Origin of the sequence: Streptomyces sp. NPDC048481, from assembly GCF_043200075.1 — a bacterium.
In the GTDB taxonomy this organism is placed as follows: Bacteria; Actinomycetota; Actinomycetes; order Streptomycetales; family Streptomycetaceae; genus Streptomyces.
This window is the reverse complement of sequence record NZ_JBICXC010000004.1, coordinates 284,361-306,362: the sequence shown is the minus strand read 5'-3', so window position 1 is coordinate 306,362 and position 22,002 is coordinate 284,361. Positions and strand designations below refer to the sequence as shown.

Sequence of the window (22,002 nt, the reverse complement as noted above, 5' to 3'; positions counted from 1 at the left end):
TCTGTCTGCGGTCGCAGCAATAGTGCAACATCCCTGGCGCACGTACAGTACGTGCTCATGCGGATGAACGTGCCGGCGCGGCCCGGCGAGGTCGACCTGCCCCCGCTGTCCGCCCGGTCGGTGGTGCTGAGCCTGCTGCTGGGCGCGCATCCGCCCGAGCTCCCGGCCAGGGACCTGGTGGCGGGGGTGGAGCGGTTCGGCGTCGGCGGATCGACGGTGCGGGCCGCCCTGAGCCGGATGGTGGCGGCGGGCGATCTCCGCAGAGCCGACGGCGTCTACCGGCTCAGCGACCGGCTGCTGGAGCGCCGGCGACGGCAGGACGACGCAGTGCACCCGCACACGCGCGCTTGGGACGGCGACTGGGAGATGACGGTGATCACCGCGACCGGCCGCGACCCCGCCGACCGCGCCGGACTGCGCACCCGGCTGAACGATCTCAGGCTCGCCGAGCTGCGCGAGGGCGTCTGGCTGCGCCCGGCCAATCTGGGCCGTCCCTGGCCCGTCGACCTGGACGGCGTCGTCCGGCGTTTCACCGCCCGGCCGGACGCGCCCGCGCGTGAGCTGGCCGAGAGCCTGTGGCCGCTCGACGCGTGGGCGCGGACGGCACGCGCCCTCCTGGCCCATGTCGAGGGGGCGCGGCGGCCCGCCGACCGTTTCACGGGCCTCGCGGCGGTGGTCCGGCACCTGCTGGCCGACCCCGTGCTGCCCGCCGTCCTCCTGCCCGACGGCTGGCCCGGCGCCGAGCTGCGCGCCCTCTACGACCAGCACCGCCGCGAACTCTCCGCGGCGGTGCTGGGGACGGCTCCCTGACCCTGGACGGCCGTGCGAAGCGCTGTGTGGGGGATGCTCGGCACGGCCGCCTCCTCACCGTGGGGGGAGCGGGGAGCGCCCGCCGGCGGGCGGGGCGCACCCGCCGGTTCCACGCACCGGAGTAGGGGTGAGCCACGCGCTGCCGGGCGGCGAAGGGCCTACCTGTAGGTGATGTCGGACGACGCGTACTTGCAGTAGGTGCCGTCGGCGCCCGCGCCGTTCTTGGGCGGCTCCGCGCCCGTGCTGTTGCCGATGTACTTCTGGCAGGGAACGATCTTCTTGCTGCTGTCCCCGACGATGGTGATCTTCTTCAGGGTCGCGCTGTCGCCGTAGTTGGTGTTGATGCCGACGAGCCGGCCGCCCTTGTACGTCGCCTCGATGGCGTTGAGGTTGATCGTGCGCTTGTACTGGCCGCTCTTGCAGTTGCCGCAACTGCGCACGAAGGTGCCGAAGTTCTTCACCGCGAAGTTGGAGACGTTGAGCGTGCCGCCGCCGTTGAACTGGAACACCTTGTCGCTGGCTTCCTTCGCCCCGCCGCCGGAGACGGTGTAGACGTTGGACGAGGAGGACCCGAGGAAGGTCGCCGCGTCCTCGCCGACGTCCTCCCACCAGACGTTCTGCAGCGTGCAGCTGCCCAGGCAGTGGATGCCGTCCGCGGCGGGCGCGCCGATGATGACGTTCTTCAGGACGGCGCCGGGCTTGAGCTCCAGGATCGGGTCCTGGTCCTCGTTCTGGCCGCCGCTGCCGAGGTCGCCGCTGCCGTACAGGCGCTGCATCCCGTAGTCCTTGGTGCCGGAGACGGAGATGGTGGCCGTCACCGCCTTGCTGCTGGACGGGGTCGGCCAGGTGGCGGCGCTCGCGGGCGTGAGCGCCCCACTGGTCATGATCATGCCAACCGTGAGGCCGGCCGCGGCCAGTCCACCGGTGAGGGCGCGCCCGCGCGACCGGCCACCGGGCCGGGCCGTGGACCCCCGCGGTGCCGGAGGCGTGTGCGCAGGTGTCGGTGAAGCTGCTGGTGAAGTCATGTCCCGATGCCTTCTTCCGGATGGGGGACGGGGAACGGGGAGACGAACAGGGTTGAAGTGAGGGGTACTTGGAGGGACGGACGGGAGCCGCGAGCGACGGACGGGAAGCGGCTCCGCGGAGTCAGAGCTTTCCCGCGCCCGCGCCGGACGTCACCGAGGCGACGACCGAGGAGGCGGGCTCGGCGGTGTAGCCGTACGGCGGCCTGGTGAACGTCCCGACGCGGGACACCTCGGTCGCGGCTCCGCCGAGGTCGTTGCCGGTCAGGTTGGCGTAACCGTCCACGTCGCTGTCCCGGCTCGTCGTGACGGCGACCAGCGTCGAGCGGAAGACGTTGTTCTCGACGAGCATCTGCGCGCCCATGCGCGAATGGACGGCCGTCTCGGCGCCGACGACGTAGTTGTCGTAGAAGTGACCGGTGCCGAAGCGCAGGCTGGGGATGCGCGAGTAGACGTCGGTGAACCGGTTGTGGTGGTACGTCACCCTCAAGTGGCCGGTGTCCTGGCTCGCGTTGTCGTCGCTGTGGCCGACCAGTGAGCCCTTGTAGTGATCCTTGAAGCTGTTCCACGACACCGTCACGAAGTCCGAGGCGTGGTTGATGTCGAGCAGACCGTCGTAGTAGTCCTTGTCGTGATCGCGGTCGGCCGAGAAGGAGTTGTGGTCGATCCACACCCGGGTCGAGGCCTGGACCTCGATCCCGTCGGCGGGTTTGAGCGGCTTGCTGATGTTCAGGTTGCGGATGACGACGTTCGTCACCTTCTTCAGCCGCAGCCCGCCTCCTGTGAACCCGGAGGACGAACCGACGCCCAGCACCGTGGTGTTGGAGCCGATGTCGACCTGGCCGCTCAGCGTGATCAGGCCGTTGACCTTCACCACCTTCGCCGTGCTGCCGGTCACCGCGGCCTTGAAGGCGGACAGGGTCGACACGGTGACCGCGCCGGCTCCGCCGCCCCCGGTCGTGCCGGCGCCGAAGCCGACCGGCGCGCTCTCGGCGGCGGCGACGGCCGGCGGCGGAACGGTCATGACCGCCGCGGCGGCGAGCGCGGCGGACACCGCGACGAGAACGGACCGTCGCGCAGGTGGACGTGGGGGACCTGTTCGCATGGGGTGCGCCCCTTCGTGAGGAAGGAATGGGGTCGGGATGCTGTTCAGGTATGTGTTTGCTGTACGACCTGCTGAACAGTATGCAGTGATGGTGCGCTCATTTTGTGGGGACCATGGAGCCGGGCGGTCACACTGCTGAACGGAACGTAGGGGGAAAGCGCTTTCCCGTCAACGGCTCGCGCGGAATACTTCCGGCCGCCCGGTACGCCCGGCCGCATCGGCAAGGGCTTGCCGTCCGATGGTGTGGGAGCGCTTCCATGGTGGGCGTGTGCATGCCACCATGCCAAGCGGGCCGTCCCCGTCAGGCCGTCCCCGTGAGGCCGTCCGCGTGCGGACCGTCCCCGGAAACGGGCCCGCAGCCGCCGTCCCCCGCTCACGCACGAGTTCGCCGTCGTCAGAGCAGCCATCGAGAAGGGACCGAACGTGTCGACCACCACCCCCCGCACCACCGCTCCGGCCGGAAGAAGGCCGGCCCCCGCGCTTCTGGCGCTCCTGGCGGCGCTGGTGTCGTTACTCGCGGCCGTCGGCCTCACCGCACCCACCGCCTCCGCGCGGACGCTCGGCCCGGTCCCCGCCGCCACGCTCACCGAGGTCACCGGCTTCGGAACGAACCCCAGCAATCTCCGGATGTACGTGTACGCGCCGGCGAACGTCACCGCGCACCCGGCCGTCCTGGTGGCCGTGCACTACTGCACGGGTTCAGGACCGGCCATGTACAACGGGACCGAGTACGCGCGACTGGCCGACCGGTACGGGTTCGTCGTGGTCTACCCGTCGGTCACCCGCAGCAGCAAGTGCTTCGACGTGTCCTCGCCCCAGGCGCTCAGGCGCGGCGGAGGCAGCGACCCCGTCGGCATCAAGTCGATGGTCGACTGGACCGTCCGCACGTACGCGGGCGACACCGGACGGATCTTCGTGACGGGCATCTCGTCCGGCGCGATGATGACGAACGTCCTGCTCGGCGACTATCCCGACGTGTTCGCGGCGGGCGCCGCGTTCGCGGGCGTCCCCTTCGGCTGCTTCGCCACCGGCGACGGCTCCGAGTGGAACAGCCAGTGTGCCGGCGGCAACGTGATCCACACGCCGCAGGAGTGGGGCGCCCTGGTGCGCAACGCCTACCCCGGTTACACCGGCCCGCGCCCGAGGATGCAGGTGTGGCACGGCACGCAGGACGACACACTGCGCTACCCGAACTTCGGGGAGGAGATCAAGCAGTGGACGAACGTGCAGGGCGTCGGCCAGACCCCGGCCGCCACCGACTCGCCCGTGGCCGGCTGGACCCGCACCCGCTACGGCGCCACCGGTGACCGCGCCCCCGTCGAGGCCGTCAGCCTCCAGGGCGTCGGACACAACGTGTACGGCAACGGCATGGGCGCCCGGGTCCTCACGTTCTTCGGCCTCGACGCCTCCGGTCCCGGGCCCGGCCCCGAGCCGCAGCCCGGCCCCTGCCGCGTCACGGCCGCCACCAGTGCCTGGAGCACGGGCCTGACCGCGTCCGTGACCCTCACCAACACCGGCTCCGCCACGATCAACGGCTGGAAGCTGGGCTTCACCCTGCCCGCCGGGCAGACCATCACCAACGGCTGGGGCGCCGGTTACGCGCCGGCCTCCGGGGCGGTGACGGCGACCGACGCCGCCTACAACGGCACCCTGGCGCCCGGCGCGAGCGTCACCATCGGCTACCAGGCGAACCACACGGGCGACAGCGCGGCACCGGGCGCCTTCACGCTCAACGGCGCCGCGTGCACGAGGGGTTGAGCCCGCGAGGAGGCTGAGTCCGCGAGGAGGCTGAGTCCGCGAGGAGGCTGAGTCCGCGAGGGGTGGCGTCCGGGACGGGTGGCGTCCGGGACGGGGTGAACCGCGGGGAGCGCCGGACCCGCGAGCCGCTGGGTCCGAGGCGGGGCGAGCCCCGTGGAGCGCACGGCCGGTCGCGTCCGACGGCGGTCGGGTCCACGACCGGCCGGGTCGGCGTGAGGGGGGCGATCCGCGGGACACGGGGGGCGGGCCCGGGGCCCGTCGTTCGGATCGGCGTGCAGGGTGCCGGCGGGGCTTGTCGATGCCGGTGAGCGGGGGCTGGTGCGTGCGGCTGCAAGGCGGAGGAGGGCGTCGACGCGATGGGAGGCCCCCTTCGAGCGCAGCCGCGAGCGGGGGAGTCGGCAACCGACGAGAACGCCGCTGGAGGTCCCCCTTCTGGGGGAGCGCGTGCCGGCCCCCGCGGCTGCGCGGTGATCCAAACGACAGACCTCAGGGGCGTGCGAGGGGCGGACGAGCGGCCGACCCCGCCGCGGCCCTCAGCGCCGCCCAGTCCGGCAGCTTCACCACGCCCCGCCCCAGCGAGGCGCCCAGCGCCGCCTCGGCCCGCTCGATCGCCAGCCAGCCCGCCCACCCGACGGGCTCGGCCCCGGCCGCGCGCAGCGGATCGAGCGGATCGCCGGACAGCCGCCGCTGCGCGAGCGCCGGGGCGTCCTCCAGCACCGACGCCGCCGTCTCCTTCGCGCACGGCCGGTTGGTGCCGATGACCCCCGTCGGACCCCGCTTGATCCAGCCCGCCACGTACTCGCCAGGCGCGACCTCACCTCCCCGTACGACCCGGCCCGCCGCGTGGGGCACCGTGCCGCTGACCGCGTCGAACGGCAGCCCCTCCACGGGCGATCCGCGATAGCCCACCGACCGCAGCACCAACTGGGCCTCGACGTCCTCGTAGCGGCCGGTGCCGGTGACGCCGCCCCGCCCGTCCGGCGCCGTCCGCTCGAAGCGCACCGCGCCCACCCGGCCCTCGACGGCGAGCAGCGCGACGGGACGCAGGAAGAACCGGAGCCGGATCCGCCGCCGGGCGCCGGCGGCCGGCGTCGCCGCCCAGCCGCGCAGCACCTCCACGTTGCGCCGCTGCGCCGCCGGCAACCCCGACGGGTCGCCGTACGCCGGGTCCGACGCCAGCTCCGCCTCGTCGACGAGCACCTCGGTGTCGGGCAGTGCGCCCAGCTCGCGCAGTTCCTTGGTGGTGAAGCGCGCCTGGGAGGGGCCGCGCCGCCCCACCATGTGGATCTCGCGCACCCCGCTCGCGGACAGCGCGTCCAGCGCCGCCTGCGGCATGTCGGTGGGGCTCAGCTCGGCCACGCCCCGGGCCAGCATCCGGGTGACGTCCACCGCGACGTTTCCCACCCCCACCACGACGGCCGCGCGGACGTCCCGCACGAATGCGTCCTCGGCGGCGACGGCGTCCGGGTGCGCGCTGTACCAGGACACGAAGTCGGTCGCCGACCGGCTGCCGGGCAGGTCCTCCCCGGGAATGCCGAGACGCCGGTCCGACGCGGCGCCCACGCAGTACACGACGGCGTGGTACAGCTCGCGCAGCCGCGCCACGGGCACCCCGTCCGCGCCGACCCGGATCCCGCCGAGGAAGCGCACCCGCTCGTGTTCGAGGACCGCGCGCAGGCTGTGCTGGAGGGACTTGATCTTCTCGTGGTCCGGGGCGACGCCGTACCGCACGAGCCCGTAGGGGCAGGGCAGCCGGTCCAGGACGTCGACGAGCACCTCGGGGTCCCGCTGGACGAGGCTCTGGGCGGTGTAGACCCCACTCGGCCCCGAACCGACGACGGCGACACGCAGCACGGCGGAACTCCTTGCCCCAGGGGTACGGAGAAGAGCGCTGGCGTCTCCAGCATCGCACCGCCGCCGCTCCGCTGACAGGGTGTCGTGCCCGGCCGCCGCGCGTGTGTCCGTTCGTATGCCAAGTGATCGTGCGGTTACGTTGCGTGGGTGCTGGAGGCGTCCTTTCTCGATCTTTCCGACCGTTGCGCCGAGGACGGCACGGTGTCCGTGTGGCCGGCGTGGGAGGTCCAGGAGGAGGGCGGCGCCACGTCCTGGTTCCAGGTGCGGCCGGCGTTCACCGACGGCGCGCGCGTCGAACCGCCGGCCGTGGTACGCGACGGCCGCGTCTCCATCGAGGACGTCCGCGCCCGCCCAGCCCTGTCCCTCGTCGACCTGACGCTCCTCGCGGACTGGATCGAGGGGCCGCTGTTCGAGGGCTGCGCCGTGAGCGGCGGCACGGCGGACACGCCGGGCCTGCCCGATGCCCCGGACGCTTCCTGTGCCTCCCATGCCTCCCATGCCTCCCATGCCTCCGGCGTGCCGGAGGCGCCGGACGCGCCGGACGCGCCACCTGAGCCGGACGTGCCGGACGTGCCGGGCGGGCCGTCGTCGCGGTCGTGGGAGGAGGCGGGTGAGGTCTACGACGGACGGCGGGCCCGGCCGGGCCCGCCGTGCGGGATCGAGGGGCGCCGCCTGCCGGCGCTGGAGTACCGCGCGGCCCAGGAGGAGGGCGTCGACCCGGTCCTCGCGGTCATGTGCGCGACGGGACACAGCAGGCGCAGAACGGCTGGTCGCGCAGGCGCGGGACGCCGGATACTGACGCCCCGCCACGCCCGCCGCCGAACCGGCCGGGCGTCAGCGCATGCCGCGCATCCGGGTGATCTCGCTCGTCTGCTGCGCGATGACGTCGTCCGCCATCTCCTCGATCTGCACGTTGTTGCCCTGGGCCTTGACCTCGGCGGCCATGGTGAGCGCTCCCTCGTGGTGGGTGATCATCAGGGAGAGGAAGAGGGCGTCGAACGCCTTGCCGTGCGCCGCACGTAACGCGGCCAGTTGGGCCTCGGTCGCCATCCCGGGCATGGCGGTGTGGTCGTGCCCGCCGCTCGCCGGTTTCCTGCCGTGCGCCGTGAGCCAGCCCTTCATGGCCCCGATCTCCGGGCCCTGGGCGGCGGCGATGCGCAGGGCGAGCCGCTTGACGTCCCCCGAGCCAGCATGGTCCGGCACGAGTTCGGTCATCTTCAGCGCCTGGGCGTGGTGCTGGATCATCCTCTGCGCGTACGACACGTCGGCGGTGTTGGGGGTGTCGTCGTCGGCGCGCTGCTCGGCCGCCTCCTGGGCGGAGAGGGTCCGGTTCGCGTCACCGGGCCCGCCGGGCGCGATCACCGAGGGGCCTTCGCCCGCAGGTGACGGGTCGTCCGGTCCGGAGTCGCAGCCCGCGAGGGCGAGTGCCAGCAGCAGGGCGACCGAGGCGAGGGGCATGCGACGGACCGGCACAACGACCTCCTGGGAGCGGTGAGTTGGGTACGGAATCGCTTCCTGTCTGGATCTATGCACCACGGGTGGCGTCAGTGAACGGAAAGATTCATGACGAGTGCGTTGCCATCCTTTGATATGTGCATGATGAAGACGATACTTGCGAGCACCGTGAACCGTTCCCCGTGAACGGTGACAAGGGAGGATGCAGTGACCCTGTTGAACGATCCTCGAACACGACGCAGACGGCTGTCCGTCGCCGCCGCGTGCGCCGGTCTCCTCGCCGCACTCCTGACGGCGGTCCCGGCGGCCGCGACCCCCGACCCGGGAGAGGGCCCCGCCGCGCAGCGGAAGATTTCGCAAGGCGCCAGGGCCGGTGTGGCCGCGGCGATCGCGGACGGCGCGATACCCGGGCAGGACGAGATCGTCCACTCCGCCAACATCCGGCACCTGGCGAACATCCCCAAGGACGCCTTACCGGGCACCAATTCGGACCTGGCGTTCCAGGGCAAGTACGCCTTCGCGGGCAACTACGACGGTTTCCGCGTCTTCGACATCAGCAACCCGAAGTCGCCGAAGACGGTGGCCCAGGTGCTCTGCCCCGGCTCGCAGAACGACGTCTCCGTCTCGGGTGACCTGCTCTTCCTGTCGACCGACTCCTCGCGCAGCGACAGCAGTTGCAACAGCACCACGCAACCGGTGACCGAGAAGTCCTCCTGGGAGGGCATGAAGGTCTTCGACATCAGCGACAAGGCGAACCCGAAGTACGTCGCCGCCGTCGAGACCGCCTGCGGCTCGCACACCCACACCCTGGTGCCCGAGCGCAAGAACGTCTACATCTACGTCTCCTCGTACTCGCCCAGCGCGGCCTACCCCGACTGCCAGCCCCCGCACGACGGCATCTCGGTCATCAAGGTGCCCCGCAAGGCGCCCGAGAAGGCCGCCGTCGTCAACTTCCCCGTGCTGTTCCCGGGCGAGGGCCCGGACGGCGGCGGCAACCCCGGCGGTCCGGTCAATCCGGGAGTCTCCAAGACCACCGGCTGCCACGACATCACCGTGCTGCCGGCCAAGGACCTGGCGGCCGGCGCCTGCATGGGCGACGGCATCCTCTTCTCCATCAAGGACCCGGAGCACCCGAAGGTCATCGACCAGGTGCAGGACAACGTCAACTTCGCGTTCTGGCACTCCGCGACCTTCAACCAGAGGGCCGACAAGGTCGTGTTCACCGACGAGCTGGGCGGCGGCGGTGCGGCCACCTGCAACGAGGCGACCGGCCCGAACCGCGGCGCCGACGGCATCTACGACATCGTCGGCAAGGGCGACAAGCGCAAGCTCGTCTTCCGCGGCTACTACAAGATCCCGCGCCACCAGGCGGACACCGAGAACTGCGTCGCCCACAACGGCTCGCTGATCCCGGTCAAGGGCAAGGACCTCATGGTGCAGGCCTGGTACCAGGGCGGCGTCTCCGTCTGGGACTTCACCGACTCGACGAAGCCGAAGGAGATCGCCTACTTCGAGCGCGGCCCGCTGAGCACCACTACCCTCCAGACCGGCGGCGCGTGGTCGGCGTACTACTACAACGGCTACATCTACTCCAACGACATCGCCAAGGGCTTCGACGTCCTCAAGCTCGACGACAAGCGCACGGACCCGGCGAAGCGGGTGCGGCTGGGCGAGCTCAACGTCCAGACCCAGCCGGACTACTTCGACTGATCCCCGGCCGGCAGGTCCGTCGCGAAGAACCGTGACAGATCGGCGCCGGCCCTCCCGCCGGGCGCCTCGGCGTCCGGCGGGGCGCCCTGCTCCCAGTCGAGGCGGTAGCGCGCGAACAGGTCGGCGCGCAGTCTCACGAGCGGCAGCGGCACGTTCGGCAGCACCATCGCGTAGACGGCGCCCATCAGCTGGGAACGCAGCATCGGGTAGTCGTGGGCGGCGTCCTGCGAGCCGTGCCGGGCGGCGGTGTCCCGCAGGAGTTCGGCCAGTCGCTGCTGCTCCGGGCACTGAAGGAAGCCCTCGGCCTGGAGCAGCCCCGCCATGTGCTGACGCATCAGCACCGTGCGGTCCCGGGCCAGCCCCATGATCGCGTCGATGGCCCGGGCCATCCGCTCCCGGCCGTCCTCGGTGTGCGGCTCGCGCTCGAGCGCCTCTTCCAGGGTGCGGTGCATCAGGCGGTGCACCGCCGACTGCACCAGTTGACGCTTACCGGGGAAGTAGTACGACACCAGGCCGCGCGCCGTGCCCGCCCGGTCGGCGATGTCGCCGAGGGTCGTGGCCTCGTACCCGCGCTCTCCCACCAGTTCCACCGTGGCGTGCAGCAGCCGTTCCCGGGAACGCCGCCGCAATTCCTCATTGACCGAAGCGCTGCGCGGGGACATCCTGTAACTCCTGCGTTGACTGGCTGCCAGCCAACTATACTCAGGAACCCGGCCGGCTCCGCCAGGAGTTCGCCGGGCTGCCGCCTGCTCTGGGCGACGCGGGGGATCGTCCAGAGTGGGCGTGCTCCTTCCCCGATGGTGTCCTGAGGCTACCGTCGCGCCGGTTCACCAGCCGCGGTTCCCGCCGCTCCGAACGCCGTTGTTCCCGGCGGCCCGCAACCGCTTCTCCCGTCAAGGGCCTACGCCGTGTCCCCGCCGGCCGTTCGGTCCACGGGTTCCAGCAGTTCAAGCACCGGCCGCAGTCCGTCCGGGCGTTTTGCCGCCGGCAGGTGGTCCACGAAGTGCACCGCACAGCCCAGAGCGGCCGCGCCGCCGTCGGCCCACCGGTCGTCGCCCACCATCAGCGTCCTGCGGGGATCGGCGCCCAGCGCCTCGCACGCGATCGTGAACAGCCGCGCGTCCGGCTTCTGTACGCCGTGCTCGTACGACAGCGTGTACGCGTCGACGTACGCGTCGAGGCCGTGCGCACGGAACACGGGCCGCAGATCCCAGCCGATGTTGCTGACCACGCCCACCCGCGCACCGCGCTCGCGCAACCCGCCGAGCACGGCCCGGGCATCGGGGTACGGCGACCAGGCGGCCGGCGTCATGTGCCGGTCGTACAGCGCGTCGTACAACTCCGGGGCAGGCAAGGGCACCTGACGACACAGGGCGGTGTACGCGGTCCGGTGCAGCTCCGCGCTCTCGTCCCGCACCCGCCACAGCTCCGCCAGCTCGCCGGGCACCCGGACCGGGGCCGCCCCGCCCGGCAGCCCGCCCGCCGCCTCCAGGGCCCGCGCCGTCCAGGCCAGCTCCCGCTCCGGCATCGTGAGGCCCGACGCGCGCAGCACCGAGCGCAGCCAGGACTCGGCGGACTCGATGCGGAACAGGGTCCCGGAGAAGTCGAACAGCACGCTCGTCATACGCCCGATCCTACGAACCCCGGCGACCCCGCCACCCGGCATCGCCTCGCCGTTCCGCTCGGTGCGCCCGGTACGCCGGTTCCGTCGGGCACGGACGGAAGCGCAGGTGAGCCGCGATCGCCAGTGCGACCAGCGCGGCCCCGAGCAGCCAGCCCGCCAGGACGTCCGAGGGCCAGTGCACCCCCAGCCAGATCCTGGTCAGTCCCACGCCCACCACGGAGATCACCGCCACCGTCACCGCCGTGCGCCACAGGACCGTGCCGGCGCCGTGCCGGCGCAGCAGCCACAGCAGCAGACCGCACACCACCGTGGCGGTCAGGGCATGACCGGAGGGGTAGGCGGCGTAGTGCGCCGAGTCGACGGGATCGGGCCAGACCGGACGGGCGCGGCCGACGGCGGCCTTGAGCGCCTGCTGGATCACCGTCCCCAGCGCGGCCGTGACCACCAGCCACCCGGCGGTCCACCGGTCCGCGTGCCGCCACAGCAGCCACACGGCCACCGCCGCGCCCAGCAGACGCATGGTCACGGGATCCCAGACCCAGTCGGTCAGGATGCGGCAGACCCGGGTGGCCTCGGGATCGGCGACGGCCCAGCGGTGAGTGGTGCGGGCGGCGTCCCGGTCGACGGTCGTCAGCGGCCCCCACTCGCCGACGACGAGGGCGAGGAGGACGACGGAGCACAGGCCGAGGACGAGCGCGACCCGGGCGGCCGTGCGCGGAGCGACGGAACGGCGCGGTGAGTCGACGGACGCGTGGTGCATACGACGATCCTCGCCGACCGGGCCCGCCGAGGGCGAACCCGAATCCCGCGTCCCGACCGCGATCCGGCGCAGACCGAGGGCGACTGACAGGGGGCGCCCCGTCCGGCCCCCACAGTTCCTATGACCTCCGTGGCCTCCCGTAGCCTCAGTGGCCTTCATGCCGCGGTGAGCAGGTCGGGCTCGGTGAGCAACCGGTGTACATGCAGCGGGACATGTGCCCGAGAGGTGGGAGAGGGGCAGAACATTCCGCCCTCTCACCCGCAACAGCGGTGCGTGCGGGCGGAGTTCGGCTCTGCGGGTCCTGCTGGTCGGCCCGGGGCGACGAGCCGGGGCGGGGATCACATGGTCAGCAGCATGGCCAGCATGCCGATGCCCATCGACAGGCGGCACGCCCGCGCCACCTCGGGTCGGTCGCCCCATGCGACGGCGGCCCCGGCCACGCCGGCGGCCGGCAGCAGTCTGACCCCCGCGAGGAGGACGTATCCGGTGAAGTAGGCCAGCAGCGCGCCCGTGAGGAGCGGGACCCCCGAGCCGCCGTGTCCGTGGCCGTGTCCGTGAGCCGGGGCGCCGGCCATCACCGCCGCCATGTAGACCATGGCCCCCGTGCCCACCAGATGGTGCAGGTGGTGGGCGCCGGCCCGGGCCGACCACAGCGCCCGCAGTGCCGCCGCGCCGAAGACCGCGGCGTAGGCGGGCCACGCCCACGGCGGTGGGGTGAACACGGCCGGCGGCACCGCCATCGCCGCCATGCCGAACCCCATGAGCGCCTCGCCGCCCGCCGCGCGTCTCTGTTCCTCGACCCCGCTGCGCATCCGCAGCAGGCAGTACGCCCCGGTCGCCGCGCACAACGCGACGAGCAGCCAGCCGGGCGAAGCCGGTCCGTGCACGCGCACCTCCCCGCTCGACGTTCTTGGCCCGACGTTCCCCGCTCGACGTGCACGGCCCGGCCCGGCGATTCCCGCCGGCGGTCACCTGCCGCCCGTCGGCCGCTCGGTGGCGCTCCGGCTTCCGTCGGGCGTCCGCCGTCGAGGAATGCGATGCCCATGCCGTGGCGCGGGCACGCGGGCGCATGGGAGTGCACGGGAGCACGGGAGGGGCGCCGAAATATTTCACAGGTAAAACACATGTTAAATTGATGGGTATGAGCAGTGCGACCCCTCAGCGACCCGGGCCCGGGCGGCGGCCCCTCCCCGAGTCCCGCAAGCGCCCCGGCCGCCGTCTTCCCCTCGCCGGAGTCCTGAGGCTCGGCCGCCCCTCGGACATCTGGTTCAAGCCCGCCCTGAGCGTGATCGCCGCCGTCGCCCCGCCGAACCTGCTCCTGCTGGCGCTCGGACGGCTGGACCTGGCCGTGTACACGATGGCCGGCTCCCTGTGCGCCCTCTACGCCCACAACCGCCCCTACGCGGCCCGGGCCCGCGTGCTGGCGCTGGTGGTGCTCGGTATGACGAGCGGCCTGGCCGTCGCCCTGCTCGCCGCCTCGCTGACCTCTTCGTCCGTGATCCTGGTCACCGTCGGCGCGCTCCTCGCGGCCGCGCAGAAGGCCGTCTGCGACGCGACCCGACTCGGGCCGCCCGGCAACGTGGTCCTCACCTTCATCAGTTCCGCGTCGCTGTTCGTGCCGCAGACCCTCGGGCAGGTCCCCGGCCATCTCGGTCTCGCTCTCGCCGCGGGCGGCTGGGCCTGGCTGGTCGGCATGGCGCCCGCACCGGTCCGTCCGCACGGCCCCGAGCGGCGCGCCACCGCGCACGCCCTGAACGCGGCCGCCGCCCGGGTCGAGGCGCACACGGCGGGCGAGGGCGAGGACCGGGCCCGCGCCGCGGCGGCCGCCGCCGTGCACGCCGCCTGGCAGACGCTCCTGTCGGCGCGCGCCGGGGAGAACCGTCGCGCGCTGGAACGGCTCGTCGTGCGGGCCGAGATCGCCCTCGCCGCGCCCGCCGACACGGACCCGGCCGGGCTGCGCGACTGGGCCCGCGAGCTGCGCGGCACCGCACCCGCCCCTCACCCCGCCGACCTGGCCGACGACGACGAACTCCTCGGCGTCGACGTCGAACTCGCCGTCGGGCGGACGCCGTTGAAGCGTCGTCTCGGCTCCTTGGCGCCCCTGGCGGCACGCACCGCCCTGGGCTGCGCCCTCGCCGGGTACGCCTCCCTCGCCCTCGGCGTCGGCCGTCCCTACTGGGCCCTGGTCACCGCGGCCTCCCTCTACCAGGCCAACGTCACCCTCACCTGGAGCCGCGCGGTGCAGCGCGTCGTCGGCAACGTCGTCGGCGTCCTCGCCTTCGCCGCGCTGGTCCCGCTCGCCCACCTCGCCCAGGCCGCGCTCGTCCTGGTCTGCCTCGCCCTCAACTTCGGGGCCGAGGCGCTGATCAGCCGCAACTACTGGCTGGGTACCGTCTGCGTGACCCCGATGGCTCTGCTCATCACCGAGTTCGCGCAGCTCCAGGACCCGGGCCGGCTCATGGCAGAGCGGCTCGTGGACACGCTCGTCGGCGCGGTGGTCGGTTTCACCGCGGCGGTCGCCGTCACCAACCGGCGGGCCGGCGACCGGCTGGAAGGGGCCCTGACGGCGGTCGAACAGGCCCGGGAGCACGCCGCCCGCCTGGTGGCCGAGCCGCGTCCCGCCGCCAGGGCCCTGGACGCGGCCCGCCGCGCCCTCGCCGCAGCCCTGGTCGACCTCCGCGCCACCGCCGACGCGGCGGCCGGCGAATGGTGGCAGCGCGCCCTGCCCCAGGAGCGGGTCGTGACGGCCGAGCAGTCGGGACACCGTACGCTCGCGACGACGGTACGGCGCCAGGGGCTGCTCCTGGACCGGGACGCGAACGGGAGAGCGGAGGACGTGCGGCGATGACGGCGACGCAGGGACGGGCGGCGGCCGGGAGCGGGGCGCCGGAGGGCGCCGCGGACGGGAACACCCCGGGGAGACGCCCCGAGACGGACGCCCCGGTCGCCGCTCCCGGCGCCACGGACACCGAAACGCCCGACCCCGCAGACGCCCCCTCGGTCACCGGCGTCGCCTCGGCGGGCGGTGACCCGGCCGCCGGTGGCGGCGCGGTGCGCAACGACACGGTCGCCGCCGTCGTACGGCAGTGGCGGACCGTCCGGCCCGACCTGGACACCGGCCCCATGGAGATCATCGGCCGGGTCAACCGGTGCGCCGCCCTGCTTCAGCAGGCCGAGGACGCGCCGTTGCGGGCGGTCGGGCTGAGCCGGCCCGAGTTCGACCTGCTCGGCGCGCTGCGCCGGACCGGCCACGAGCTGACCCCCGGGGAGCTGGCCCGCGAGACCTTCTCCTCCGGGGCGGCGGTCACCAAACGCGTCAAGCAGCTCACCGAGCGCGGTCTCGTGGAACGGCGCGGCGACACCCGGGACCGCCGGGTCGCCCACCTCCGCCTCACGGACGCCGGCCGGGACCTCGTCGACGGCATCATGCCCGAGCAGCTCGCCTACGAGAGCGCGGTCCTGTCGGCCCTGGACGGCGGCAGCCAGGGCGAGCTGGCCGACCTGCTGGGGGAGTTGCTCAGCCGGCTGGAGGGCCATCTGCGCACGCTGCGCGTCTGAGCGGCAGGCTCGGCCACGGGTTCCGCAGGGTCCGCGAAGTCCGCAGCGTCCGCGAAGTCCGCAGTGTCCGCGGGGGCGCCGCGCCGCTGCGGTGGTCGCGGACCGTCGCCTGCCGGGCGGTCGGGGCGTTCTCGGCCTTCACCCCTCGTCGCCCGCGCGGTACAAGCCGAAGGCCGCGCCCGGCGGGTCCCGCAGCACGGCGATGCGCGGACCGTCCGGCACGGAGGCCGGTTCCATGAGGACGCTGCCGCCCGCCTCGACGGCCGTCCGCGTGGCGGCGTCGACGTCGGCCACCGCGAAGTACGGCAGCCAATGCGGCGGCACCTCCGGCGCGAACTTCTCGTCCATCGTGATCATGCCGCCGAAGTCGGCGCCGCCGACGCCCCACTGCACGTAGTTCTCCGAGGAGCCGACGGTCCAGCCGAACACCGTGGTGTAGAAGGTCTCCGCCCGCTCCGGATCGCGGGTCAGCAGCTCGACCCAGCCGAGCGAGCCGGGCGCGTTGAACACGCCGGCGCCGGGGAAGGTCCGCGCCTGCCACAGCTGGAACGCGGCGCCGGCCGGATCCAGGGCGACGACGAAGCGGCCCGCGTCGAAGACGTCCATCGGACCGACCATCACCTTGCCGCCGGCCTCCGTGAGCAGTCGCGCGCTGACGTCCGCGTCGGTCACCGCGAACGACACGCTCCAGGCGCACGGCTGCGCCTGCTGGTGGAGGGGGGTGAGCGCGGCCACGGCCCGCTCGCCGAGGTGCGCGACCGTGTACCCGCCCGCCTCCTCCCGCGGATCCGTCTGCGCGCGCCAGCCGAACAACTCCGCGTAGAACCGCTGCGCCGTCTCCAGGTCACCGGTCCCCAGCTCGGCCCAGCAGGGCCCGCCGGGCACGGGCGCGTCGAGCTTCATGACGTTCCTTCCGACGAAGGGGACCCCCTCCAGCACGCTAAGCCTCACCCCGGACGACGGCATCCGCTGACCGTCTCGGCACGAAGGCCCTGGTCGGAGCGCCCGAGGGGCGGACGTGGCGGCGCGCGGGCCTGCGGACGAGGGCGAGGCGGGCGGGCCCGGGGCGGCCCCGGCGCGCCCTCGGGCGAGCCCTTGTCGTCCCGTCGTCCCTCGGCCGGTGGCTCAGATGCCCGGGCGGTACCGCATCGGATGGTCCGCGGGCACCTCCACCAGGACGATCGGGGTGCCGTCCGGATCCGCGATCCACATCTCGACCAGGCCCCACGGCTCCCGCACCGGGGGACGGACGATCTCGACGCCCTCGGCCCGCAGCTCCTCGTGCGCGGCCGCCGCGTCCGCCACCTGAAGCCACAGCCGTACCGCGGGGTCGGGCGGCATCGGCGCCGTCGCGCGGCCGGAGAGCTCCAGGAAACCGCCGCCGAGGAAGTAGACGATCCCGCGCTCCGGCCCCGTCCCGAACTCGCGGAAGACGGCCAGGCCGAGCTGTTCCCCGTAGAAGGCGCGGGAGCGGTCGGGGTCGGCGGGACGGAGCAGGGTTCTGCTGCTGAGCACGTGCACCATGCATCCGGAGCCTACCGGCGCGGAGTTAGGCTCACCCGTGCCCAGACATGTCAGAGACCGGAGATAGCCCGCATGGACACCGCCGCCACCGACCTGACCTTCCGCGACGCCACCCCCGCCGACGTCGACGCCGTCGTCCGGCTCATAGAATCCGCCTACCGCGGGGACTCCAGCCGGGCCGGTTGGACCACGGAGGCGGACATCCTCCAGGGGCAGCGCACCGACCCCGACGGCGTGCTCGCGGTCGTCGAGGCCGCCGACTGCAGGCTGCTCACGGCCGAGCAGGACGGCCGGATCGTCGCCTGCTGCCAGCTCGAGCACCGCGGCGACCACGCCTACTTCGGCATGTTCGCGGTCAGCCCGACCGCGCAGGGCGGCGGACTCGGCAAGGCCGTGATGGCGCGGGCCGAGCGCGAGGCGCGCGAGGAGTGGGACGTCACCGAGATGCACATGACCGTGATCTCCGTCCGCGAGGACCTCATCGCCTGGTACGAGCGCCGCGGCTACCGCCGTACGGGACGCATGACCCCCTTCCCGTACGGCGACGAGCGCTTCGGCATCCCGCAGCGCGACGACCTCGAGTTCGAGCTGCTGGTCAAGGAACTCGTCTGAACGCCCCGGCCCGCTAGGCGGTGAAGCGGCCGGTGCGCCGGATCTCCGGGTGGTCGGTGGTGACGCCGTCGAGTCCGAAGGCGCGGGCGATCCGCAGCTGTTCCTGGGTGTTCACCACCCAGCCGATGATCCGCAGGTCGCGCTTGCGGGCCTCCTCGACGATCTCCAGCGTCAGGCGCCTGAGGTTGAGGCAGAGCGTGGCGGCGCCCGCCGTCACGGCCCGGTCCACGACGGCGAGGTCGTAGCGGCTGCCGATCAGCGCGGTGCGCACCCCCGGGACCAGCCGCCGCATCTCGGCGACCGCCTCGTCGTGGAAGGAGGACACCTCCACCCGCCCGGTCAGGTCCCGGTCCCGGATCACCTCGGCCAGCGCCCGCGCCGCCCGGACGTCCTTGATCTCGGCCTGGAGCGGTGTGCGCACGGCGTCCAGGACCTCCTCGAAGACCGGCACGCGCTCCCCGCGTCCCGCGTCGAGGGTCCGCAGCTCGGCGAGGGTCTGGTCGCCGACGGCCCCGGCGCCGTCGGTCGTGCGGTCCACGTCGAGGTCGTGCATGACCACCAGCGCGCCGTCCTTGCTCAGATGCAGGTCGAGTTCGATGACGTCCAGGCCGGCCTGCTCGGCGGCGACGAAGGAGCGCAGGGTGTTCTCGGGCTCGACGCCCATCACTCCGCGGTGGCCGATGGTGAGGAAGTTCAAGGCGGGACTCGTTTCCGTCGACGGCTGGGCCGGGGGAGCGCTCGGGCCGCCGGCCGCGCGGGCCGGCACGGGAGGCGCGTGCGTCCTCGGAGTTCCTACCCGTCCTGCCCTCGCGGAAGCGTCGTCGCTTCCGTGCCCGACAGGAAAAAGTGCGGTGAAGATGCTGGCTCGCAGGATATTTTCCCGAAGGTCCACTTGCTGGAGGAAACCTCATATGCATACGGTGTGCTGACGCGAGGTTCTCCAGTGGAGGATGGGACATGACGGAAATTCTTGTGCAGGCAGCTACGGAGGATCGGGTTCCTCCGGCGACCAGGGTGGTGGAGCACCCGGCGTGGCGCGTGCTCAAGGATGCCGTGGAGGAGATCCGGCCCTGGCAGGCCAAGGACGGATCGATCGACTTCACGGCCGAGGACGCACCGCGGCGCGCGGACGCCGAGCAGGCGGTCCAGCGGGTGATCGAGGCCGTCGAGGAGCTCTCCCCGCTGCTTCCGCACGACGCCGACTACCACGGTGCCCTGGCGAAGGACCTGCGGGTCTGGGCCGACGGCGGCTTCGAGGTGCCGGACTTCCTCGACTCCCTGCTGGCCTTCCAGCCCGCCGCGAACCGTCGCGACGGCCTGCAGCACCTGGTCGTCTTCCCGATGTACACGCAGAACGGCAACCCGGACCGCAACCTGGAAGCCGTCGTGCTGCGCATGGTCTGGCCGGACTGGCTGGCCGAGCTGGAGCGCACCCGCTACGACAACCCGCTGTTCTGCGGCATCACGTTCGAGGACTTCACGGCCGGTTACGACACCAACTCGGCCGTCCTCTTCCCGGAGACCATCGCCGTCCGTGAAGCGCCGGAACGTTTCTCCTGGGGTGGCATCTTCTGCGACCGCGAGGCCGCCCGCTTCCGCCGGGTCACCGACGCCGCGGTGGACGTGCTGGGTCTGGAGCTGCCCGAGGACATCGCCGCCATGGTCCACGACCAGAAGCGCTGCGAGGAGGCCTTCGTGCTGTGGGACATGGTCCACGACCGCACCCACAGCCACGGCGACCTGCCCTTCGACCCGTTCATGATCAAGCAGCGCCAGCCGTTCTGGATGTACGGCCTGGAGGAGCTGCGCTGCGACCTCACCGCCTTCAAGGAGGCCGTGAAGCTCCAGGACGACGGCGTCCCGCAGGCCCGTGACGTGCAGTACGCGGTCCTGTTCGACCGCATGTTCCGCTTCCCGGTCACCGGTGAGCGGGTGCGCAACTACGACGGCCTCGGCGGCCAGCTGCTCTTCGCCTACCTGCACAAGCACGACGTCATCCGCTGGACGGACAACAAGCTGCACATCGACTGGCAGCGCGCCCCGCAGGTCACCAACCAGCTGTGCGCCGACATCGAGCAGCTGTACCGCGACGGCATCGACCGCCCCAAGCTGGTCCACTGGTTCGCCGGCTACGAGCTGGTCTCCACCTACCTCGCGCCGCACCCGGGCTCCAAGTGGGCCAAGGGCCCCGACGCCCTGGACCTGACCCAGCCGCCCCGCAAACTCGTCGACGACGTGCTTGCGGACGAGTTTCCGCTGAGCATGTTCTATGAGGCACTGTCCAAGAAGCTGAAGAGCGTGATCGCCTCCACCCGGGGCATCACGGCGGACAGCGCCGAGCGGATCGCCGCGTGAGCGACCTGCGTACCGAGAACACTGCTCAGGAGGCGAAGAACATGGGGAACGGGGCTCTCAGCGGTGCGGTGATCGCGGTGGCCGGCGCGGGCGGACCCGCGGGCCGGGCGGCACTGCTCAGGCTCGCCGAGGCCGGCGCCACCGTCGTCGGCGCGGACAACGACCCGGAGCGGCTGGCGGAGGCCGTGGACGCGGCCCGCTACGGCGCCGGCGGCGCCACCGTCACCGGCGAGCCCGTCGACCTGCTCGACCTGGACTCGACCCGCGACTGGGCGCTGCGCGTCGAGAAGGAGTTCGGCCGGGTCGACGGCGTGGTCCACCTCGTCGGCGGCTGGCGCGGCAGCGAGACGTTCATCAAGACCAGCCTGGACGACTGGGACTTCCTGGAGCTCCTGCTCATCAAGACCGTGCAGCACACCTCGCTCGCCTTCTTCGAGGGCCTCCAGCGCAGCGACCGCGGCCGGTACGTGCTGATCAGCGCCTCCGGCGCCACGAAGCCCACCGCGGGCAACGCCGCGTACGCCGCCGCCAAGGCCGCCGCCGAGGCGTGGACGCTGGCGCTCGCCGACGCCTTCCGCAAGGCCGGGGGCGCCGACGGCCCGACGTCCGCGGCTGCGATCCTGGTCGTGAAGGCGCTGGTGCACGAGGCGATGCGCGCCGACCGCCCCAACGCGAAGTTCGCGGGCTTCACGGACGTCAAGGACCTGGCCGAGGCCATCGCCGGGGTCTGGGAGAAGCCCGCCACCAAAGTGAACGGACAGCGTCTGTGGCTCACCGAGAAGCCGTGAACCCTCCCAAGACCGACGCCCGACGCCATCACGACCCCGAGGTCCGCGGCTTCGCCAGCGACAACTACGCCGGCGTGCACCCGGAGGTGCTGGCCGCCCTGGCCGTGGCCAACGGGGGCCATCAGGTGGCGTACGGGGAGGACGACTACACCGAGAACCTCCAGGGGATCGTCCGCAGTCACTTCGGGCCGACCGCGGAGGCCTTCCCGGTCTTCAACGGCACCGGCGCGAACGTCGTCGCGCTCCAGGCGCTCACCGACCGCTGGGGTGCGGTGATCTGCGCCGAGAGCGCCCACATCAACGTGGACGAGGGCGGCGCGCCCGAGCGCATGGGCGGGCTCAAGCTGCTCACCGTGCCCACGCCCGACGGCAAGCTCACCCCCGAGCTGATCGACCGGCAGGCCTGGGGGTGGGACGACGAGCACCGTGCGATGCCGCAGGCCGTCTCGATCACCCAGAGCACGGAGCTGGGCACGCTCTACACGCCCGAGGAGATCCGCGCGATCTGCGACCACGCCCACGCGCGGGGCATGAAGGTCCACCTGGACGGCTCGCGGATAGCCAACGCGGCGGCCTCGCTGGACGTGCCGATGCGGACGTTCACCAACGCGGTCGGCGTCGACGTCCTCTCGCTCGGGGGGACGAAGAACGGCGCGCTGTTCGGCGAGGCGGTCGTCGTGATCAACCAGGACGCCGTCAGCCACATGAAGCATCTGCGCAAGCTGTCCATGCAACTCGCCTCCAAGATGCGCTTCGTGTCGGTGCAGCTGGAGGCGCTGCTCGCCAGGGACCTGTGGCTGCGCAACGCCCGGCACGCCAACGAGATGGCCCAGCGGCTGGCGGAGGGCGTGCGTGCCGTGCACGGCGTGGAGGTCCTGTACCCGGTGCAGGCCAACGGCGTCTTCGCACGGCTGCCGCACGAGGTGAGCGTGCGCCTGCAGAAGCGGTTCCGGTTCTACTTCTGGGACGAGTCGGCGGGCGTCGTGCGCTGGATGTGCGCGTTCGACACGACCGAGGACGACGTGGACACGTTCGTGGCCGCGGTCAAGGAGGAGATGGCGCGGTAA

The 22,002-nt window shown here is 72.5% G+C and carries 20 protein-coding genes and 1 pseudogene; 10 read left to right on the top strand and 11 right to left on the bottom strand.

Translation table 11 applies throughout. The features are described from left to right. The first annotated feature begins 57 nt into the window (after positions 1–57). Positions 58–810 carry a PaaX family transcriptional regulator C-terminal domain-containing protein gene (locus ACGFSH_RS15480; RefSeq protein WP_393348654.1) on the top strand — a complete coding sequence of 251 codons (753 nt, stop codon included), beginning with the start codon at positions 58–60 and terminating at the stop codon, positions 808–810. Between the two features lie 158 nt (positions 811–968). Here ACGFSH_RS15480 and ACGFSH_RS15475 read toward each other — a convergent pair whose 3' ends face one another. Together ACGFSH_RS15475 and ACGFSH_RS15470 are read right to left on the bottom strand one after the other, a co-directional pair. Continuing rightward, a complete protein-coding gene (locus ACGFSH_RS15475) occupies positions 969–1,700 on the bottom strand; it encodes a pectate lyase (RefSeq protein ID WP_393348652.1) in 732 nt (243 codons plus the stop codon). Between the two features lie 256 nt (positions 1,701–1,956). Then, positions 1,957–2,937 (bottom strand): polysaccharide lyase family 1 protein, encoded by a 981-nt coding sequence (locus tag ACGFSH_RS15470; RefSeq protein WP_393348650.1) that lies wholly within the window; start codon positions 2,935–2,937, stop codon positions 1,957–1,959. A gap of 423 nt (positions 2,938–3,360) precedes the next feature. Here ACGFSH_RS15470 and ACGFSH_RS15465 point away from each other — a divergent pair, with 423 nt between their 5' ends. Continuing rightward, positions 3,361–4,695 (top strand): PHB depolymerase family esterase, encoded by a 1,335-nt coding sequence (locus ACGFSH_RS15465; RefSeq protein WP_393348648.1) that lies wholly within the window; start codon positions 3,361–3,363, stop codon positions 4,693–4,695. A gap of 486 nt (positions 4,696–5,181) precedes the next feature. Here the strand turns inward: ACGFSH_RS15465 and ACGFSH_RS15460 are convergent, their stop codons facing one another. After that, positions 5,182–6,549: an FAD-dependent oxidoreductase gene (locus ACGFSH_RS15460; protein ID WP_393348646.1), complete on the bottom strand. Its 1,368-nt coding sequence runs from the start codon at positions 6,547–6,549 to the stop codon at positions 5,182–5,184. Positions 6,550–6,750: 201 nt separating this feature from the next. Here ACGFSH_RS15460 and ACGFSH_RS15455 point away from each other — a divergent pair. Continuing rightward, positions 6,751–7,308: pseudogene (locus ACGFSH_RS15455) on the top strand (DUF6214 family protein); the annotation flags it as partial. A 75-nt stretch (positions 7,309–7,383) separates the two neighbouring features. On the opposite strand, the gene ACGFSH_RS15450 reads toward ACGFSH_RS15455, so the two are convergent. Then, a complete protein-coding gene (locus ACGFSH_RS15450; RefSeq protein WP_393349158.1) occupies positions 7,384–8,007 on the bottom strand; it encodes a DUF305 domain-containing protein in 624 nt (207 codons plus the stop codon). Between the two features lie 204 nt (positions 8,008–8,211). Here ACGFSH_RS15450 and ACGFSH_RS15445 point away from each other — a divergent pair, with 204 nt between their 5' ends. Continuing rightward, positions 8,212–9,714 carry an LVIVD repeat-containing protein gene (locus tag ACGFSH_RS15445; protein ID WP_393348644.1) on the top strand — a complete coding sequence of 501 codons (1,503 nt, stop codon included), beginning with the start codon at positions 8,212–8,214 and terminating at the stop codon, positions 9,712–9,714. Here the strand turns inward: ACGFSH_RS15445 and ACGFSH_RS15440 are convergent. The 4 genes from ACGFSH_RS15440 to ACGFSH_RS15425 all read right to left on the bottom strand — a co-directional run bounded on the left by ACGFSH_RS15440 (position 9,702) and on the right by ACGFSH_RS15425 (position 12,985). Then, positions 9,702–10,376, bottom strand: a complete 675-nt coding sequence (locus ACGFSH_RS15440) for a TetR/AcrR family transcriptional regulator (RefSeq protein WP_393348642.1) — start codon at positions 10,374–10,376, stop codon at positions 9,702–9,704. The genes ACGFSH_RS15445 and ACGFSH_RS15440 overlap by 13 nt on opposite strands. Positions 10,377–10,615: 239 nt before the next feature. Continuing rightward, the gene (locus ACGFSH_RS15435) at positions 10,616–11,338 is read right to left on the bottom strand and encodes an HAD family hydrolase (protein ID WP_393348640.1); all 723 of its coding nucleotides are present in this window, start codon (positions 11,336–11,338) and stop codon (positions 10,616–10,618) included. Between the two features lie 10 nt (positions 11,339–11,348). Continuing rightward, a complete protein-coding gene (locus ACGFSH_RS15430; protein ID WP_393348639.1) occupies positions 11,349–12,098 on the bottom strand; it encodes a phosphatase PAP2 family protein in 750 nt (249 codons plus the stop codon). Positions 12,099–12,436: 338 nt separating this feature from the next. After that, the gene (locus ACGFSH_RS15425; RefSeq protein ID WP_393348637.1) at positions 12,437–12,985 is read right to left on the bottom strand and encodes a DUF5134 domain-containing protein; all 549 of its coding nucleotides are present in this window, start codon (positions 12,983–12,985) and stop codon (positions 12,437–12,439) included. Between the two features lie 254 nt (positions 12,986–13,239). Here ACGFSH_RS15425 and ACGFSH_RS15420 point away from each other — a divergent pair, with 254 nt between their 5' ends. Both ACGFSH_RS15420 and ACGFSH_RS15415 read left to right on the top strand, forming a co-directional pair. After that, entirely contained in the window at positions 13,240–14,946 is a 1,707-nt protein-coding gene (locus ACGFSH_RS15420) for an FUSC family protein (protein ID WP_393348635.1), read from the top strand. A gap of 203 nt (positions 14,947–15,149) precedes the next feature. Further along, on the top strand, positions 15,150–15,656 hold the full coding sequence (locus ACGFSH_RS15415; protein ID WP_393349156.1) for a MarR family winged helix-turn-helix transcriptional regulator: 507 nt from the start codon (positions 15,150–15,152) through the stop codon (positions 15,654–15,656). A 138-nt stretch (positions 15,657–15,794) separates the two neighbouring features. On the opposite strand, the gene ACGFSH_RS15410 is transcribed toward ACGFSH_RS15415, so the two are convergent. Together ACGFSH_RS15410 and ACGFSH_RS15405 are read right to left on the bottom strand one after the other, a co-directional pair. Further along, complete coding sequence (locus tag ACGFSH_RS15410) at positions 15,795–16,559, bottom strand: VOC family protein (RefSeq protein WP_393348633.1); 765 nt, start codon at positions 16,557–16,559, stop codon at positions 15,795–15,797. Positions 16,560–16,781: 222 nt separating this feature from the next. Beyond that, positions 16,782–17,180: a VOC family protein gene (locus ACGFSH_RS15405; RefSeq protein WP_393348631.1), complete on the bottom strand. Its 399-nt coding sequence runs from the start codon at positions 17,178–17,180 to the stop codon at positions 16,782–16,784. Between the two features lie 72 nt (positions 17,181–17,252). Between ACGFSH_RS15405 and ACGFSH_RS15400 the strand changes: the two genes are divergently transcribed. Then, the gene (locus ACGFSH_RS15400) at positions 17,253–17,792 is read left to right on the top strand and encodes a GNAT family N-acetyltransferase (RefSeq protein ID WP_393348629.1); all 540 of its coding nucleotides are present in this window, start codon (positions 17,253–17,255) and stop codon (positions 17,790–17,792) included. Positions 17,793–17,805: 13 nt separating this feature from the next. Here the strand turns inward: ACGFSH_RS15400 and ACGFSH_RS15395 are convergent, their stop codons facing one another. Further along, entirely contained in the window at positions 17,806–18,489 is a 684-nt protein-coding gene (locus tag ACGFSH_RS15395) for a glycerophosphodiester phosphodiesterase (RefSeq protein ID WP_393348627.1), read from the bottom strand. A 260-nt stretch (positions 18,490–18,749) separates the two neighbouring features. On the opposite strand from ACGFSH_RS15395, the gene ACGFSH_RS15390 reads away from it, so the two are divergent. From ACGFSH_RS15390 to ACGFSH_RS15380, 3 genes are read left to right on the top strand one after another with little or no spacing between them, the layout of a single operon-like run. Further along, positions 18,750–20,147 carry a DUF6421 family protein gene (locus tag ACGFSH_RS15390; RefSeq protein WP_393348625.1) on the top strand — a complete coding sequence of 466 codons (1,398 nt, stop codon included), beginning with the start codon at positions 18,750–18,752 and terminating at the stop codon, positions 20,145–20,147. Positions 20,148–20,188: 41 nt separating this feature from the next. After that, positions 20,189–20,935 (top strand): SDR family NAD(P)-dependent oxidoreductase, encoded by a 747-nt coding sequence (locus tag ACGFSH_RS15385; RefSeq protein ID WP_393349155.1) that lies wholly within the window; start codon positions 20,189–20,191, stop codon positions 20,933–20,935. Further along, a complete protein-coding gene (locus ACGFSH_RS15380; protein WP_393348623.1) occupies positions 20,932–22,002 on the top strand; it encodes a threonine aldolase family protein in 1,071 nt (356 codons plus the stop codon). Before ACGFSH_RS15385 ends, ACGFSH_RS15380 begins: the two co-directional genes overlap by 4 nt.